We start from the raw sequence: 16,524 nt of genomic DNA, 5'->3' as shown, positions 1-16,524 counted from the left end.
CCGTCCCTCCTGGGAGGCGGCCACCGGCCGTTTCGACCCACCACGCCCGGCTGCGAGCTCGTCGGCGTCAGCTGTCGGCGCCCGACAGTTCCGTGGCCGCCGACTGGAGCCAGGCACCGTACGAATGAGGGGCCGGCGGTGCCACCTCCATGCCGAGTTCGGCGGCGGCCAGGGCGTAATCGGACTCGTCGAGAGGGAGGGCGAGGAGTTCGTTCAGCTCGCCGCAGAGCCGGGCGACCAGCTGGGGGTCGGTGGTGGCGCGGTAGTCGGCGAGCGCGGCGGCGTGGTCGGCGAACTCGTCCACGATGTCCTGGGAGAACCAGCCGCCCAGCAGCTGCGCCGTCTCCGGGAAGCGGGCGTGCCACTCCCAGTGGGTCCGCGGGGACGAGGGCGGGGGGACTTCGCCGCCCTCGACGCTCTGCTTGAGGTGGTCGGCGAGGACAAGAAGCCAGTCCTGGATCGCGGACTCCGGTATTCCGGTGTCGGGGACGGCGTAGAACTCACCCATGCTCAGGCGCAGCCGGCCCGGGGGGTTGCGGCTGTACTCGCGCAACTGGCGCTCCGCCTCGGAGATGGCCCACGAGCGGGTGTGCCAGGTGTGGCGGAGGTAGGCCTCCAGGGCAGCGCTGCGCTTCTCCGGGGTGTCGTCGGCCGGCTGCCCGAGGTACGCGCGCATCACCTGGTCGAGCTCGCCGTAGCGGTGGTCGTGCTCAAGGGGCTTCATGGACACGGTCGTGAGCCTCTACAGATAGAAAGGGAGGGTGGTCTGGACGACGAACCCGTGCGGGCTCGCCGGCTCCCGGCGCAGCACGACGCGGGCCGCCCGGACGTCCACCGGCTGCAGCCCGGCCAGCGCCATCGCTTCCAGGAGCACCCGCCCTACGGGCTCCGCACGGGACGGCCAGGCGGCCTCGATGGTGAGCCGGGCGCGGGTGCCCTGAGCGAGCCAGCGGTGGATGACCTGCTCGTTGGCGGTCACGACCTGCTGGGTGGCCCACTGGGCGGTCTCCCGGTCGGGGTAGGTGGCGGAACGGGTCAGCATGAGGGCATTCTCTCGCGGTCGGTCGGCACGGTCGGTCCGGAGTTCCGTACGGTTCCGTACGGTCAGTAGTCGGCGAAGGTCCAGAACACGCCGACCTCGGCCTCGGAGAGGACCACGAGCCCGATGTCCTCGGAGTACACGGACATCTGCGTCCAGCCCCGGCTGCTGGAGAAGTAGTCAGGGGTCCTGTTGTCACGCGCCTCGGTGACGTTGGTGAGGCAGACGGGCGAGGCGCCGAAGCGGGCGAGCACGGTACGCGCCCGCTCCATGAGCCCGTCGAGACGCTCCGGGCGGTCCTTCAGGACCTTCGGCAGCATGCAGCCGTCGTCGGTCATGGCGACGAGCTGCTGGGCGGCGGACTCCGGGGCGATCTCGTAGAGACGTCCTCCGAGCTTCTCCAGGTCCGGCGGCTGGAACGGGTGGGCCGGCTCGTCCGCCCCGGGCGAGCCCACCCACTCGTCCAGGACCGCCCAGCCCCGGGGATCGGCCACCGACCGGTTCATGACGGCCAGGACGTCGAGGCGCCAGTCTTCGTGGCGGCGCGGGCCGGTGGCCATGTAGGCGAAGGAATCCTCGTGCAGGTACCGGAGGGCACCTTCCCAGTCCGTCTGTTCCACGTGCTCGGGCGTCATGTGCGGGGGCCTTTCTACGGAGCCGGCATGGAGGTGAGGACAGTGAACTCCGGATCAAGACCGGGCGTGTACTTGATCCTGGTCTCGACGAACTTCACCTGCTCCACCGTGGCGTTCATGCCGTTGTTCTGATAACCACGGCCCGGAATGGGCGGCACGTTGTCGTCCTTCTTGGACACGCTCGTCCCGCTGTACCCGTCGTTGGGTGCCTTCGACCGGAAGAGCTCCGTCGCGCCGGGGTCCGGGGGCGGCGGTCCCTTCAGCCACGCCTTGATCGCGGCCGAGTTGTCGTTGATGGTGTGCTGGGTGAGCTCCTGCGCCCGGTCGTACGTCGGGAACGAAGACGACCCGCTGATCCTGGGATTCCCGTAAGGCCAGGTGGGCGTGGTGTGACCGGGATTGTTCTGCTGGTCCCGCAGCCGCTGTTTCAGCTGCTCGTCCGTCTTGCCGACGTGCTTGTCGAGCGTGTGACCGTTGTTCAGCCACTCGTTGCTCGCCAGGTCCAACGTGTAGTTCCCGTTGGCGTCTTCCTTGATCCAGCGCTGAGGGTCCTTGAACTCGTCGAGCGCCCGCGCGCCGAACCCGTGCGCCCGGGCCACCCCGGCCTCGAACTTCGGTGCGCTGAGGTACGCCTCGTCCAGCGCCGGCATCATCGCGTCGAACCGGGCGGTGAGTGCGTTCAGCGTCGACTGGTACTTCCCGACGATGCGGTTGATGTCCGCAGTGTCGAGTTTGAGGACGATCTGGATGTCGAACTCGGCCAGCGCGCCCACACCCTTGGCGGCGCCCTTGCCGATGGTCTTGAAGAAGCCGCCGACGTCCTTCATGCCGACGCCGTCCTTGAGGTTCAAGTCCTTGTCGACGACGTCGAGGACCTCCTTCGCCGACTCCCTCACGGCCTCCACGAACTCGTCCCAGATGTCGCCGTTCAGCTCCACTGCGGCCTCGGCGTACTCCCGCAGGATGTCGCTGATCTTCTTCGCGGTGTCGAAGAGGACCGTCATCACCGGCTGACTGCCGGTCGGCGGCCCGTGCCCGTTGTTGCCGCCCTTCTGTGCCCACTGATAGCCCTCCCGGGAGTGTCCCCAGGCCGTGGCGCCCCACACCGCGCTGCAGAACACCTTCATGGCGTCCTGCCACTCCGTCTGCTGCGGGTTGCTGATGGTGGAGACCTCGCCCGTCAGCGTGCCCGACACCATGCTCAGACAGATCGTCGTGTCCGACCAGCATTGCGAGAGCGAGTTGAGGTAGTGCTGCTGCGGGTACGGGTAGACGTCGGCCAGCTTCCCGATCCGGAGCGCCTTCTTGAGGAGCGGTTGCAGGACGGTCCGTACGACCGGGGGTATGAGTTCGAGCAGTCTCCGGATGAAGTCGTCGCCACCGTCGTCGTCGCCCCACTTGAGGTCGGGGATCTGCCCGTAGTCCGGTTGCTTGTCGACGACCGAGGGCACCGGCATCTGCTGGACGGACTGGCCGGGCTTGGGGTGCGCGGCGGCGTCCGCTTTCGCGTACGCGTTGGCCGTCTCCGTGAAGCCGACGGCGACGCCGCCGACGCTGAGGACGCTTTTCGCCCAGACGTCCAGCCAGCGGTTGCCGACCTTCATGTACGCCTGAGAGAACTCGCGGGCGTCCGTGCCGGCCCCACCGGCGTCCGGGTACTTCCGCAGCCCATCAAGGAGTTTGTTTGCACCGGAGTTCAGCGCCGACTGCTGGCTCGCCACCCGGCCCGAGACCCGCCACAGGTCGCTGGGCTTGACGTCGATGGTGCCGCCGCCGCCCGGCGGCTGCGCGGGGGTCGGCCCGGCCATCAGACGCCACCCCAGCCCTGGAGCACGGAGCGGTGCGCCGCGTCGTAGTTCAGGTGGCCTTTGACGACCACCTCGTGCAGCCACGCCTGGGCGGCCTTCAGGTCCCGCGCCGAGCGGTCCCACTTGTCGAGCTCGTCGATGAACGCCTCGCGGGCCTCCCCGTCCCAGCTCAACACGGCTTTCTCCGTACGGGTGTAAAGGCTGTCGAGCTTCTCGTTCAGGATGCGAAGGACGTCCTCCAGCTCTCCCGACAGCCGTCGGAGCGTGGCGAAGTCGACGGTGATGCGCTCGTCTTCAGACATCGTGCTGCTGCCCCCGTGGTCAGATGTCCAGAATGCGGCTCTGCGGCCGCGACGGTGCCGAATCGGGAACGGGGGCGGGGTCGGGCGATCCCCAGGCCCGGGCCGTCGCCGGCACGTCCGTACCTTCCTGCAGCTTCCTGATCCGGCCAAGAGTGTCCAACTCCTGCTGCGTGAAGCCGTCACGGCTGAGCCGAGTGGCCTCCTCCAGCAGGATCATGACGTTCCGGATCCGCACGGCGTCCTCCGCGACCTCCTGGTGCAGACTGCGGTACGCCTTCGCCGTCGGCCCTTGCCAACCCGCGGCGATGCTGTCCACGATGGCGTCCATCCGCCGTGTCTGCTGCTCCAGATACCCCTGCATCGCGTCGAGGTCGCCGGCGAGCTTCGTCAGCTCGCCCTCCGACACATCGAGATCGGCGTTCTGCATCCCGGACCCCCGCCCGTCGTCACGTACTTCCGTTCACGCGTTCACTCGAGCGTACTCGCGAACTCCGGTGCCCTCGCCGGGAGGACGGCTCAGCGGCCCGTCGCACACCTCACGAAGCCCGCCCGCGCAGCGGGTGAGCGCGAGCGGGCCCGCGCGGTCTCCTCCGCGAGGAGATCCGCCTTGCCGACGGAGTGGACGTCCGGCGGCGCCCATAGCGCCGCAGGGATACAACTTCGTCCTCTCGCACCCGCAGGCGCACGTCCCTGTGGACGCGTACCGCTGGTACTTCCTGCGGGCGATCGCGTTCGGCCAGGACGGTTCGTTCTCGTGGGAGGACTTCTCCGCCCGCTACACGAGCGAGCTGGCGAACGACTACGGCAACCTCGCGTCCCGCGTCGCGGCCATGGTCGGCAAGTACTTCGACGGCGCGCTGCCGGCCTCGACGGCCGACGGCGACGCGGAGAAGGCGATCCACGAGGGCCTGGCCAAGGCGGTCGCGACGGCCGACGCCAAGATCGGCGAGGAGCTGGACTTCCAGTCCGGCATCCTGGCGATCTTCGACTTCGTGAAGCAGGTCAACGGCTACATCACGGAGCAGGAGCCGTGGAAGGTCGCGAAGGACGAGTCGGAGGAGGGCCGGGCCCGCCTGGCGACCATCCTCTACACGGCCGCCGAGTCGCTCCGCGCGGTCGCGGTCCTGCTCAACGCGATCATGCCCGAGACCTCGCAGGCCCTGTGGGAGTCCCTGGGCGCCGAGGAGTCCCTGGGCACCCTGGCGACCCAGCCGGTCCAGGACGCGGCCACGTGGGGCCAGCTCCCGGCGGGCGCGACGGTGACGAAGGGCGCGGTGCTGTTCCCGCGCCTGGAGGAGAAGAAGGACTGACGCCCCGGCGTACGCGTACGAAGAAGGCCGCCGTCCCCGCGAACAGGGGGCGGCGGCCTCTTCCGTACGGTCACCAGGTCAGCGCGAGAGCGGCGACTGCGGGGGCCATGTAGACCAGCGGGAAGGGCACGTGGGCGAACGAGCGGGCCCGCACGATGGTGACGACGGCTCCGGCGAAGTACAGGATCAGTCCGATCGCGGCGAGGGTCCCGATCACCGGCACGTAGAACCCGACGACGAGCCCGGCGGCCCCGGCGGCCTTGGCGGCCCCGAGCCAGTTCCACCACGACCGCGGCACGCCGTACGCGGCGAGCGGCTCGACGACGAAGGCGGCCTTGAAGGAGATCGCCGCGGCGGAGAACCCGGCCATGAAGGCGGCGACGGCGGTGACGACGACTGCGGTGGTGGACATCTCGGTAAACATCGCGACGGCTCCTTCAGCCTCTCCGGCGTCCGCCTCGACCGAGCCGGACACTGCACTGACGGAGCCCGGACGGGATGTGCGACAGCCCGCGCGAAAATCAGTGAACCCAGTTCTTCAGGGGCTCGGTGTCCAGCTCCATCCCCACCGGCTCGGGCAGCGTGACCGTCTTGCCGAAGGGCACGGTCACCACCACCTCGTACCGCTCCCCGTCCGGCTGGGAGTGCACCCTGACCTCACCGGCGGTCCTGTCGACCAGCAGGTACACGGGAATCCCGGCCTCGGCATAGGCACGCGGCTTCTCGACCCGATCGCGCCGCCCGGTGTCCGAGTCGCCGGAGGTCACCTCGACGGTCATCAGAACACCGTCGGGGTCGGCCCATTCCCCCTGCCCCACGAAGGTGTCGCTCGGCGCGAGGCAACCATCGGGACGAGCGTTGCCCTTGCGGTACTTCTCGACCCTCAGCCCTTGATCGGGATAGAGCCACCAGCCGGCGTCGACCTGAATGCACAGGCGGGTGAGCCACTCGATGATCCGCCCGTGGTCGCCGTCCGGCAACGCCTTCTCCTCGATCTTCCCGTTGATGAATTCAAGGCGCAGGGATTCGTCCACACGTTCGCCAAGACGGGCGAGTTCCTCGAACCCCTCCTGCGTCAGAACGCTCACGGCAGACTCCTCCTGGATCGGTGGTGCCTTCCACGGTACGTGGTTCCCTCGGCTCACGGCCGGGTTCGTAGCGGTCGTCATGGCGGCACGATGGCATATGCCAAGAGCCCAGGATCAGGAGATCCGGGGCTCTTCACACGTGTGGGTTACGGAGGCGTGTGGCGGGGTCAGCCGATCGCCGCGTACGAGACGAATCCCGCCCAGGCGCCGGGCATGAACGCGAGCTGGGGACCGTCGAGCACCTTGGAGTCACGGACGTGGACGGTGACGGGGGTGGAGGCGACCTCGATGCAGGAGTCGCCCTCGCTGCTGCTGCTGTAGCTGCTCTTGAACCACGCCAGTTCGGAGGCGTCCCCAGCCGAGGTGTTGCGGATCATGTCTCTCCCAGCAGTTGCTCAATGAAGGCGGTCGACTCACGTGGAGTGAGGGCCTGAGCCCGGATGATGCCATACCGCAACTCCAGGATATGGAGCTGTTTGGGCTCGGTCACGGGCCGCCCGTTGGCCACAGCAGCAGAGCGTCCCACTGCCGATCCGTCATCGAACTTCAGCACCTCAATACCGCCCGCCAGTCCGGCATGCTCCTCACGGTCCATCGGCATCACCTGAAGCTCGACATTCCGCAACTGCCCGACCTCCAACAGGCGCTCCAGCTGAGCCCTCAACACCATCCGCCCGCCCAGCGGGCGGCGCAGTGTCCACTCCTCCAGGACAAAGCTGAGTTCGGGCGCGGGATCCCGCCGGAAGATGCTCTGCCGGGCAATGCGACCGGCGGCCATCCGCTCCACCTCGTCCTGCGTGTAAGCGGGGCGACGCATGAGCAGCAGCCCGCGCGCGTACTCCGGCGTCTGCAAGAGGCCGTGGATGTTGAGCGGGTCGTAGAGCTGGATCTCGACCGCTCGTTCCTCCATCTTCGCCAACGCGCGGACCTTCTTCTAGTATCGAACCTTCGCCACGTCCTCCTTCATGGCGGAGATCAGCCCACCCGCGCCCAACACCTCGTCCGCCTTGTCCAGGAACTCCGGGCGGGGGATCCGCTTTCCGCTCTCGATCTTGTAGATGAGGTCCTCGCCGTAACCGGTGGCCGCCCCGAGTTCGGCGGCACGCATCCCCACCGCCTCCCTCCGCAGCCTCAACTGCCGTCCCACCGTGGCGACTACAGCGACGCCCCAGTCATCGTCGGGATCGACCTCCCACCCCGGCTCGTCCGCCTCGGTCTTGAGCCGCTGTGCCCCACCGTCCACCGACATACCGCACCCTTCCCTCGCCCCATCGTGGCGCGACACCTCCCCCGGAAGGGATCCGGACAGCCCGGACAGCAGTGGACAAGCTCCGGACAGTGACCCTACGTATCGGCGTCGTCACTGTTCACGGTAAGCGGCGACGGCCACGCTCGGTGACATGAATCAGCAGAACACCACCCAAGTCCTTTCCGGTACAGCCCACTTCAGCGTCCTCCTGTCTCCCACGCCCCGTGGGGCCCGGCTGGCGCGGCTGCTCGCCGTCGAGTGGATGCGGGAGCACGACGTGCCGTACGGGGTGACGGAGACGGCCACCCAGGTCGTCGCCGAACTCGCCACGAACGCGGCGACGCACGGCCGGGTCGCCGGCCGAAGCTTCCGGCTCGCGCTCCTCAGTCGCGGCTGGGCCCTGCGTATCGAGGTGACGGACACCCGGGGCGAGGACCTCCCCCAGCTCCACCCACCCACTCCTGGGGTCGACTCCGGACGCGGGCTGCTGCTCGTCGAGGCGCTGGCGGACAGGTGGGGCGTCGGGCTCGGTCCCGTACCGAGGAAGACCGTATGGGCCGAACTCGATCTACGAAGCCCCTGACCTGCGAAAAGGACATAGCCACCGACCCCCGGGAAAGCGAAGGTCGGTGGGGCGGACGGTCTCCCAAAGGACAACCACAGAGAGAAAGAACCCGGACCAAACCCCACCCCTCCCGCCCCGGGGCGCACGCTCACTCATGCGGGTGAAGAACATCAACTCAGCTGGATTCCACCCCGGTTGACTGCCATACGCTCAGCTCGGCTGGCATATGACCGCAGACCGCAGACATACGTCGGCCCTCGCCGGGACGGCAATCCCAATGCGAGGGCCTGACCAAGAGGAAGAAATCACCTTCCCAATGGGTACTCAAAACACTAGCGTGCGACCGCACGCCCAGTCCCGTAACGACGGGAAAAACCACTCCTCCCGGAGTACTCGCAGGCGCTACGGCGGCGTCGTCCACGACAACGCCCGCCACACCACCCGCTTCACGGTGATCGGCAACCACCTGGCCCAGCACGACGACCTGTCGCTGACGGCCATCGGCCTGGCGGTCCACATCCAGTCGCTCCCGACCGGCGCCCAGGTCGACATCGACACCCTCGCGGCCCGCTTCCCCGAGGGAAGGACGCGGATCGCCAACGCCCTGCGCGAGCTGGAGGCCCACGGCTATCTGCGTCGCACCCGGGTACGGACCGACGGGGGCCGCATGGTCACCCGTACGGTCTCCTGCAACCAGCCGGGCCGGACAGCCGGCGAGGAGGAGTCGAGCCCCGGGGGTCAGCCCAGGCCGCCCCGGCGAACCCCCGACAAACCACCGCCACGCCGGCGCGCCGCCCTGCCCGCCGTACCGCAGCCCGTGTACCCCACCCCGGACCTCGTCCAGACCGCCCTCGGCGTCCTCTCCGGCCTCCGCCGCGACGACCCCCGCCTCCTGATCTCGGCCACGGACGCCGAACACCTCGTCCCAGGCGTAGCCGCCTGGCTGGAGCGCGACCTCACCCCCGAGGCCGTACACCGCGCCCTGACCGCCGACCTCCCGGAACCCCTCCACCGCCCGGCCGCGCTCCTGGCCCACCGCCTCACGGCCCAGCTCCCACCCCTGCCACCGTTCCGCGCCCCACGCGAGGACCCGGCCGCCAGACACCCCCTCCAGAACTGCGACACCTGCGACCACGCCTACCGGGCCCCCGAACCGGGCACCTGCGGTGGCTGCCGCAGCTGACCAGCCCCTCGTTCCCACACCCTGAGGAACCCCGTGGTCAACCCACCTCATGAAGCAATGCACCACATCTTCCGGCACGACCTCCACCTCTTCAGCCGCCTGAAGGACGTGCTGGATCTTCCCCTCCCAGCCGTCGTCGACGCCGTCGTCCTGCCCAAGGACCTCACCGAGACGAGGCCCGTCGAGCGCCGCGTGGACACCCTCCTGCGGCTCGACAGCAGCAAGGACGGCTCCCTCCTCCTCGCCATCGAGGCGCAGGGCAAGAAGGACCCGTCCAAGCCGGCGAGCTGGGCGTACTACGTCTCGTACCTCTGGACGAAGTACGCGCTGCCGACGGCGCTGCTGGTCGTCTGCCAGGACCGCGCCACGGCGGAATGGGCCGCCCGGCCGGTTGCCAGCGGCCCCGGCTACATGCCCACCCTCCGCATCCAGCCGATCGTCGTGGGCCCGCACAACATGCCCGTCATCACCGACCCGGCCAAGGCCGCCGAGGACCTGGCGCTCGCCGCTCTGTCGGCCATCACGCACGCGGGCGATCCGGACATCGGTGCCATACTGAAAGCACTGTCCGGCGCGCTGGCGGGCGTTCCCGAGAACGTCGCCGACCCGATCATCGAATTCACCGCACAGGGGCTGAGCAAGCGCCCGGCCCAAGACCTCTGGAGGACCCTGGTGGCCGTGGACCTCTCCTTCTACAAGTCGTACCTCTCCGAAGAACTCCGGGAGGAAGGCCGAATCGAAGGCAAGGCCGAGGGCAAGGCCGAGGGCAAGGCCGAGGGCAAGGCCGAAGGCCGCGCCGAGGCGAGCGCCGCCGCCATACTGCTGGTCCTGGAGCAGCGCGGCCTGGACGTATCCGACGATGTCCGCGCCCGCGTCACCGGCTGCGACGACCCCGAGACGCTGCGCGGCTGGCTGACCCGTGCCGTCACGGCGGCCTCGGCCGAGGAGATCTTCGGGGACGAAGCGTAGGGATACGGTCGCCGTCAGGCCGCCCGCGAACGCGGCCGGGCAACCTGGCGCCGCTACATGAGGGACTCCACGTCGACCACGCTTTCCCAAGCCGGGTTCAGGGCTTCACCGGGCCAGGTGAACGTGGTCGAGCCCTCTTTAGGCTCCTCCGCGGTGCCTTCCCTCACGAGTCGGGCCAGATTGACGTAAGCACCCTCTTTCTTCTGCACGGCGGTGTCGTCGGCCACGACGACGAGGACGCGATCACCCACGCGCGCGTGCTCGATCCCGTTGAAGCGGTAGTCGACCGTCTCGGCCAACTCCTCCTCGGTCAACTCGCGCCCCAGCTTGCCGTCGAAGTGGGAGCGCACCTGCGAGACGGTGACGATTCCTCCCTGCTCCCGCACCGAAACGGTGGTGGGAGCTCCTGTCTTCCGCTGCCGCTCCACGGCGATCGTCAGAATCGTCTCGACGGTGGCGGCCGGCTCGGTGACCAGCGGTCGGGTGGCCGTGACCGTACCGCTGATCACGTTGGCGACCCCGGCATGGTGGGCGAATACGGCAAGGCTCGGGAGGCTGTAGGTACGGTTGAGGGTTGCCTCCATGCGCACCGTGCGGTCCGCGACGGCGCGCGATCCGGTCGCCGACCCGCCACCGCCGCTGGAGCACGCTGACAGGACCAACGGCAGCATGAGCCCGGCCACCAGCACGCCCAAGGTGACCCGGCGCGAAGCCGGCCTGTCTGCAGAGGCAGTCGATGCCATCTCTGTCATCCCCTATCGAAGTCTCGACCTCTGTGCCGGCTGAACACAGCGCGCAGAGCTTGGACGGGTGACCCGGGCTGCCCGTTCCTCTGCCGCCCCCGTGAGCTGACCCGACATGGCGGGCTCGGGTCTTTGTTCGTTGCTCGTGTGAATGGGCGCGTGGCAGCATGCGTGGATGACGGAGAGCGGGGACGGGGCCGGGGGCGAGGCCGGGGTCTGCATACCGGAGCCTCAACGGATTTCGCGGCTGGCGGAGTTGGCGGACGGGGCGGCTACGGCAGCGGCGCCGGAACCGGCGTCGGCCCTCGTGACCCCGGCCGCGCAGACGGTGCCGGAGCCTGCGCCCGAGTCCGAGTCCGACCTCGGCGACGAACTGGCCATGAGGCGGCGAGAGTTTGCTCGCTTGCTCGGCGAATTCCGGCGTACTGCCGTGCTCGTGCCGTTCGACGACTCCGAGAGCCTGTGGACCGCGGACTTCAACGGGGTCCGGTGGATCTGCGCGTTCTCGGACGAGGAGGCGCTGGCTCGGTTCGCGGTCGCGCGGGGCGAGGCGGGGCGCGAGTGGACGTACCGGACAGTGCTGGGCGCGCGACTGCTTGACGTGATGGTGCCGATGCTGCCCGGGCCGGGCGGGGTCGCGCTCGACGCGGGCAGTACGGACGGAGCGCTGTTTCCGCCGGTGGCGGGGATCGTCCCGGACGAGGTGGCGGTGGATCTCGGGGAAGACGGCGAGACGGGGAGACAGGGAAGCAGGGGGGCACGATGAGCGGGAATGATCCGGATCTCGCGGCGCCGGCGGAAGCGCTGGCGGCGATAGCGAAGGGCATCGACCTGGCGCATGCCGAGCTGAAGGAGCTCGGCTTCACCGGTCAGGCGTCGACGGGCCGCGGGTTCTCTGATCTGGCCCTGTCCGGGCTGGAGTTGGGGCACGGCGGGCTCACGACGGAGTTCGAGACGTTCTGCGAACGGTGGGAGTGGGGCGCCCGTTCGCTGACCCTGCAGGGGAACGGGTTCGCGCAGGCGGTCGGCCTCTCCGCGGGCTCGTTCGCGGAGCAGGAGCAGTACATCAAGGACTCGATCAAGATCGGCGTGAACTCCCTCAACGGAAACCCGCACCTGTCCGAGGACGACGTCAAGAAGATGCGCTGGGACACGATCCGTGACCAGACCAGGTGGGACAACGCGGACTGGGACCCGGAGTCGTTCAAGGACGCCCATCAGGAGGTCAAGCAGAACTGGAAGAACACCACGTACGACGTCGAGGACTCGATGCTCGACGGGCTGGAGCGCTCGGGTGTGCTGGACCCGAAGCTGCGTGACGGGATGGACGAGGAACTCAAGGACATGCTCGATCCCGACCAGGCGACCATCGACCAGGCCGAACAGCCGCGGTGGGGGGAGAACCGCTGATGGGGATCGACTGGGGCGGTCTGGCCGACAAGACGATCGACAAGTTCGGTGACGGCATCGACAGGGTCAAGGAGGGCGTCGGCGAGGGCATCGACTATGTGACCGACAAGACCGGCCAGGGCCTGGAGAGCCTGGGCGCGCGGGACTGGGCGGACGCGGTCGAGGACTGGGGTGACGGGGCGGCGTCCTCCCTCGGTGCGGAGGTCGGCGAGCAGCAGCTCGGGCAGACCGAGGACGCGAACGAGCTCGTCCACGGCAAGCCGGAGAAGATCGCCGCGGCGGTGAAGAACCTGCGGGACTTCCAGCGGGCGTTCGACCTGGTCGGCGGCGGGATGAAGAAGCTGGACGCCGGTCAGTGGAAGGGCGAGGCCGCCGACGCGTTCCGGGAGAAGTTCCGGACCCTGCCGACGGACTGGCTGCGCGCGGCGGACGCGATGGAGAACGCGGCCAAGGCACTGGAGACGTACTCCCAGGCGGTCGTGAGCGCGCAGGGCAAGGCGCGTGAGGCGATCGCGCTGTACAAGGAGGGCGACCAGGACTCCAAGGCGGCCGTCGACACGTACAACAAGAAGGTCGACGCCTACAACGCGGCCCGCACCGGCGACAGTCCGCTGCCGGACCCGGGCGCCTTCTCCGACCCGGGCCAGGCCAAGCGGTCCCGGGCCCGGGAGATCCTGAACGACGCGCGCACGGCACGCAACGAGGCCGGAGAGACCGCGAAGGCGGCGGTCAGCGCCGCGCTGGCGCACGCGCCGAAGGTGCCGACGGGCCGCGAGAGGGCCCTGCTCGAATTGGCGGACTACGGCGTGGGGCAGGGCATCGAGCTGGCCCACGTCGGCGGTGGCGTCGTCAAGGGCGCGGCGGGTCTGATCAACTTCGTCCGCTCGGTCAGCCCGGCGGACGCGTACAACCTGACCCATCCGGCCGAGTACTACAAGGGCGTCAACATGACGCTCGCCGGCCTGGTGTCCACGGGCGCGAACCCGGACAGGGCCCTGAAGAACGCCTGGGACGCGGCGAAGGGCGACCCGTCGGAGTTCATCGGCCGGCTGCTCCCCGAGCTGATCGGCACGAAGGGCGCGGGCGCCCTCCGCAGCGGCGTGCGCGTCGGTCTGAACGGCACCAAGCACGTACCCGACGGGAAGACGCCGGACGGTGGCAACCGCACGGACCAGGAGAAGAACCCGCCCAGCACCTGCAAGACGGGCAAGGAGACGCGGTGCGAGCGCGATCCCATCGACATCGCCACGGGCCGGATGCTGCTGCCGCAGACCGACATCGCCCTGCCGGGCTCGCTGCCTCTCGTCTTCCGGCGCGGCTTCGACTCCTCGCGCCGCTCGGGACGCTGGTTCGGCCCGACGTGGTCGTCGACGGTGGACCAGAGGCTGGAGATCGACTCCGAGGGCGTGGTCTTCAGCTGCGACGAGGGCAGCCTCCTCGCGTACCCCCACCCCGCCCCCGGGGTCCCGGTCATGCCGGCCCACGGCCGGCGGTGGCCACTGGACCGGGTCGAGGACGGCTACACGATCACCGAACCCGACACCCGCAGGGTCTGGCATTTCACCGACCACGGCGACGAGCTCGCACTCCTGGCCCAGATCGACGACCGCAACGGCCGCTGGATCACCTTCGAGTACGACGAGTCGGGCGCCCCGACGTCGATCGTCCACCACGGCGGCTACCACCTGAAGCTGACGACGAGCGAAGGCCGGGTAACTGCCCTCCACCTTGCCGGAGCGGCGGCGGACGGATCCGACCAGGAGATCCTCCGCTACGGCTACACGAACGGCCATCTGACCGAGGTCACCAACTCCTCAGGCCGCCCCCTGCGTTTCGGCTGTGACGAGCAAGGCCGCATCACCTCGTGGACCGACACGAACGGCAGCCGCTTCGACTACGTCTATGACGACCAGGACCGCTGCACGTACCAGTCGGGCACGAACGGGCACCTCGAAACCACCTTCACCTGGGACGACGTCGACCCGGCGACCGGCCTCCGCGTCACCACCCTGACGGACGGCCTCGGGAACACCTCACGCCACCTGATCAACGAGTTCTCGCAGGTCGTAGCCGAGATCGACGCCCTTGGCGCGGTCACCCGCTTCGAGTACGACCGCCACAACCACCTCCTGTCCCGCACGGACCCGCTGGGCCATGTCAGCCGCACCACGTATGACGACCAGGGCCGCGCGACAGTGCTGGAACGCCCGGACGGAAGGCAGGCACGAGCCGAGTACGACGGCGACGGATTCCCGATACGCATCGCAGGCACCGACGGCAACGTCACCCGCCAGACCTTCGACGAACGCGGCAACCGCACGTCGCTGACGGACCCCTCGGGAGCGCGGACGGAGTTCGCGTACGACGAGTCGGGCCGGCTCACGTCGGTGACGGACCCCCTCGGCGCCACGACCCGCCTGGTCCTGGACGCCCGCGGCCTCCCGATCGAGATCACCGACCCACTGGGGTCCACGACCCACTACGAACACGATGCCTTCGGCCGTACGGTCCGCGTCACCGACCCCCTCGGCGCGGTCACGCGGCTGGAGTGGACGGTAGAGGGCCGGCCGTCCCGGCGTACCGCACCCGACGGCACGGTGGAGTCCTGGACGTACGACGGCGAGGGCAACTGCCTGAGCCACACGGACGGGATGGGCGGCACGACCCGCTTCACGTTTACCGACTTCGACCTGCTGACGTCCCGCACGGGCCCGGACGGAGTCCGCTACGAGTTCTCCCACGACACGAACCTGCGACTGACGCGAGTGACGGACCCACAGGGTCTGACGTGGGACTACGCCTACGACCCGGCGGGCCGACTGGTCACGGAGACGGACTTCGACGACCGGACGCTGAGCTACGCCTACGACGCGGCGGCCCGACTGACGTCCCGCGCGAACGGACTCGGCCAGACGATCCGATTCGACCGCGACAGCCTCGGCCGGATCGTCCGCAAGGACGCCGAAGGCGCGGTCAGCACATACGAGTTCGACGTCTTCGACCAACTGGCGACGGCGACGGGCCCGGATGCGACGCTGCAACGCCTCCGCGACCGCCACGGCCGTCTGGTCTCGGAGACGGTAAACGGCCGTACGCTCACGTTCACGCACGACGAGGTGGGCCGCCGGGTGGGGCGGACGACGCCGGGCGGTTCGACGAGCACTTGGTCGTACGACGCGGCGGGCCGCCGAACGGAGCTGACGAGCTCGGGCCGAAGACTGGCCTTCACCCACGACGCCATCGGCCGCGAAACGACCCGGCACGTAGCGGACTTCGCCGTCCTGACCTCGTCGTTCGACGAGATGGGCCGCCTCACGTCCCAAGAGGTCACAGGCGGCGCGAACGGCCGCCTCCAGCACCGCGCGTACACGTACCGCGCGGACGGCGGCCTCGTCGGCATCACCGACGCGCTCTCCGGCACGCGCCGCTTCGACCTGGACGGGACGGGACGGGTGACGGCCGTCCACGCAAGCGGCTGGACAGAGCGGTACGCCTACGACGACGCCGGCAACCAGACGGAAGCGACCTGGCCGACCACCCACCCGTCCCACTCCGCGACGGGCACACGCAGCTACCAGGGCACCCGCATCACCAACGCGGGATCCGTCCGCTACGAACACGACGCCCAGGGCCGGACAGTCCTACGCCAGAAGACCCGCCTCTCCCGCAAGCCGGACACCTGGCGCTACGAGTGGGACGCGGAGGACCGCCTCACCGCGGTGACGACCCCGGACGGCACGGTCTGGCGGTACGCGTACGACCCCCTGGGCCGCCGAATATCCAAGCAATCCCCGCTGGAAACAATTCACTTCACGTGGGACGGCACGACCCTCTGCGAACAGACGACGGAGGACATCACCCTCACCTGGGACCACGCAGGCCTACGCCCCCTGACCCAGACGGAACGCCGAACGAATTCCACAGACGAACGCTTCTTCGCGATCGTCACCGACCTGATCGGCACTCCGACAGAACTGGTCGACGAATCAGGCGAGTTGGCCTGGCGCACCCGAGCCACCCTCTGGGGCACGACAACCTGGACCCGCGACGCCACGGCGTACACCCCCCTCCGCTTCCCAGGCCAGTACTTCGACCCGGAATCGGGCCTCCACTACAACCACTTCCGCTACTATTGATCAGAAACTCATGGGGTTCACTCGTCGAGGATGTAGCGGACGTGCTGGCCGCCGAAGTATCCGCGCACGATGTGGGGCTGGCGTTGT

16 protein-coding genes and 2 pseudogenes are annotated in these 16,524 nt (G+C 69.0%); 7 read left to right on the top strand and 11 right to left on the bottom strand.

All coding sequences use genetic code 11. The annotated features are described in order from the left end of the window. Nucleotides 1-67: 67 nt before the first annotated feature. From ACWFR1_RS38710 to ACWFR1_RS38685, 6 genes are all read right to left on the bottom strand, one after another. Nucleotides 68-730 carry a contact-dependent growth inhibition system immunity protein gene (locus tag ACWFR1_RS38710; RefSeq protein ID WP_267044576.1) on the bottom strand — a complete coding sequence of 221 codons (663 nt, stop codon included), beginning with the start codon at nt 728-730 and terminating at the stop codon, nt 68-70. 12 nt (nt 731-742) lie between these two features. Further along, nucleotides 743-1,042 (bottom strand): RNase A-like domain-containing protein, encoded by a 300-nt coding sequence (locus ACWFR1_RS38705; protein WP_453560396.1) that lies wholly within the window; start codon nt 1,040-1,042, stop codon nt 743-745. 62 nt (nt 1,043-1,104) lie between these two features. Then, a complete protein-coding gene (locus ACWFR1_RS38700; protein ID WP_267044578.1) occupies nt 1,105-1,674 on the bottom strand; it encodes a hypothetical protein in 570 nt (189 codons plus the stop codon). Between the two features lie 14 nt (nt 1,675-1,688). Continuing rightward, on the bottom strand, nt 1,689-3,482 hold the full coding sequence (locus tag ACWFR1_RS38695) for an RNase A-like domain-containing protein (RefSeq protein ID WP_453560392.1): 1,794 nt from the start codon (nt 3,480-3,482) through the stop codon (nt 1,689-1,691). Continuing rightward, complete coding sequence (locus ACWFR1_RS38690) at nt 3,482-3,784, bottom strand: WXG100 family type VII secretion target (RefSeq protein WP_453560390.1); 303 nt, start codon at nt 3,782-3,784, stop codon at nt 3,482-3,484. The genes ACWFR1_RS38695 and ACWFR1_RS38690 overlap by 1 nt, the downstream gene beginning before the upstream one ends. A 19-nt stretch (nt 3,785-3,803) precedes the next feature. Further along, nucleotides 3,804-4,211: a WXG100 family type VII secretion target gene (locus tag ACWFR1_RS38685; protein WP_453560388.1), complete on the bottom strand. Its 408-nt coding sequence runs from the start codon at nt 4,209-4,211 to the stop codon at nt 3,804-3,806. A gap of 256 nt (nt 4,212-4,467) precedes the next feature. Here ACWFR1_RS38685 and ACWFR1_RS38680 point away from each other — a divergent pair. Beyond that, nucleotides 4,468-5,094: pseudogene (locus ACWFR1_RS38680) on the top strand (class I tRNA ligase family protein); the annotation flags it as partial. 70 nt (nt 5,095-5,164) lie between these two features. Here ACWFR1_RS38680 and ACWFR1_RS38675 read toward each other — a convergent pair. The 4 genes and pseudogenes from ACWFR1_RS38675 to ACWFR1_RS38660 form a co-directional block, all read right to left on the bottom strand. After that, the gene (locus ACWFR1_RS38675) at nt 5,165-5,506 is read right to left on the bottom strand and encodes a DoxX family protein (RefSeq protein ID WP_453560385.1); all 342 of its coding nucleotides are present in this window, start codon (nt 5,504-5,506) and stop codon (nt 5,165-5,167) included. A gap of 109 nt (nt 5,507-5,615) precedes the next feature. Continuing rightward, nucleotides 5,616-6,182, bottom strand: coding sequence for a Uma2 family endonuclease (locus ACWFR1_RS38670; RefSeq protein ID WP_453560383.1), 567 nt, complete (start codon nt 6,180-6,182; stop codon nt 5,616-5,618). Between the two features lie 167 nt (nt 6,183-6,349). Further along, nucleotides 6,350-6,559: a DUF397 domain-containing protein gene (locus tag ACWFR1_RS38665; protein WP_453560381.1), complete on the bottom strand. Its 210-nt coding sequence runs from the start codon at nt 6,557-6,559 to the stop codon at nt 6,350-6,352. Next, nucleotides 6,556-7,431, bottom strand: a pseudogene (locus tag ACWFR1_RS38660) (helix-turn-helix domain-containing protein). The gene ACWFR1_RS38665 and the pseudogene ACWFR1_RS38660 overlap by 4 nt, the downstream one beginning before the upstream one ends. A gap of 151 nt (nt 7,432-7,582) precedes the next feature. On the opposite strand from ACWFR1_RS38660, the gene ACWFR1_RS38655 reads away from it, so the two are divergent. The 3 genes from ACWFR1_RS38655 (at nt 7,583) to ACWFR1_RS38645 (ending at nt 10,148) form a co-directional block, all read left to right on the top strand. Then, entirely contained in the window at nt 7,583-8,014 is a 432-nt protein-coding gene (locus ACWFR1_RS38655) for an ATP-binding protein (protein WP_453560379.1), read from the top strand. 298 nt (nt 8,015-8,312) lie between these two features. Next, complete coding sequence (locus tag ACWFR1_RS38650; protein WP_453560376.1) at nt 8,313-9,179, top strand: helix-turn-helix domain-containing protein; 867 nt, start codon at nt 8,313-8,315, stop codon at nt 9,177-9,179. Between the two features lie 57 nt (nt 9,180-9,236). Further along, entirely contained in the window at nt 9,237-10,148 is a 912-nt protein-coding gene (locus ACWFR1_RS38645) for a hypothetical protein (protein WP_453560374.1), read from the top strand. Between the two features lie 53 nt (nt 10,149-10,201). Here the strand turns inward: ACWFR1_RS38645 and ACWFR1_RS38640 are convergent, their stop codons facing one another. Then, a complete protein-coding gene (locus tag ACWFR1_RS38640) occupies nt 10,202-10,891 on the bottom strand; it encodes a hypothetical protein (RefSeq protein WP_453560371.1) in 690 nt (229 codons plus the stop codon). Between the two features lie 175 nt (nt 10,892-11,066). Here ACWFR1_RS38640 and ACWFR1_RS38635 point away from each other — a divergent pair, with 175 nt between their 5' ends. The 3 genes from ACWFR1_RS38635 to ACWFR1_RS38625 are packed head-to-tail and all read left to right on the top strand — an operon-like array spanning nt 11,067 to nt 16,437. Next, nucleotides 11,067-11,657: an SseB family protein gene (locus tag ACWFR1_RS38635; RefSeq protein ID WP_453560368.1), complete on the top strand. Its 591-nt coding sequence runs from the start codon at nt 11,067-11,069 to the stop codon at nt 11,655-11,657. Then, a complete protein-coding gene (locus ACWFR1_RS38630) occupies nt 11,654-12,301 on the top strand; it encodes a hypothetical protein (protein WP_453560366.1) in 648 nt (215 codons plus the stop codon). Before ACWFR1_RS38635 ends, ACWFR1_RS38630 begins: the two co-directional genes overlap by 4 nt. Then, the gene (locus tag ACWFR1_RS38625) at nt 12,301-16,437 is read left to right on the top strand and encodes a putative T7SS-secreted protein (protein ID WP_453560364.1); all 4,137 of its coding nucleotides are present in this window, start codon (nt 12,301-12,303) and stop codon (nt 16,435-16,437) included. The genes ACWFR1_RS38630 and ACWFR1_RS38625 overlap by 1 nt, the downstream gene beginning before the upstream one ends. Nucleotides 16,438-16,524: the final 87 nt, after the last annotated feature.

The sequence above is a fragment of the Streptomyces sp. NPDC055103 genome (assembly GCF_053607625.1).
Note: the sequence above shows the minus strand (reverse complement) of the source record. Positions and strands in the feature narration are given on the sequence as shown.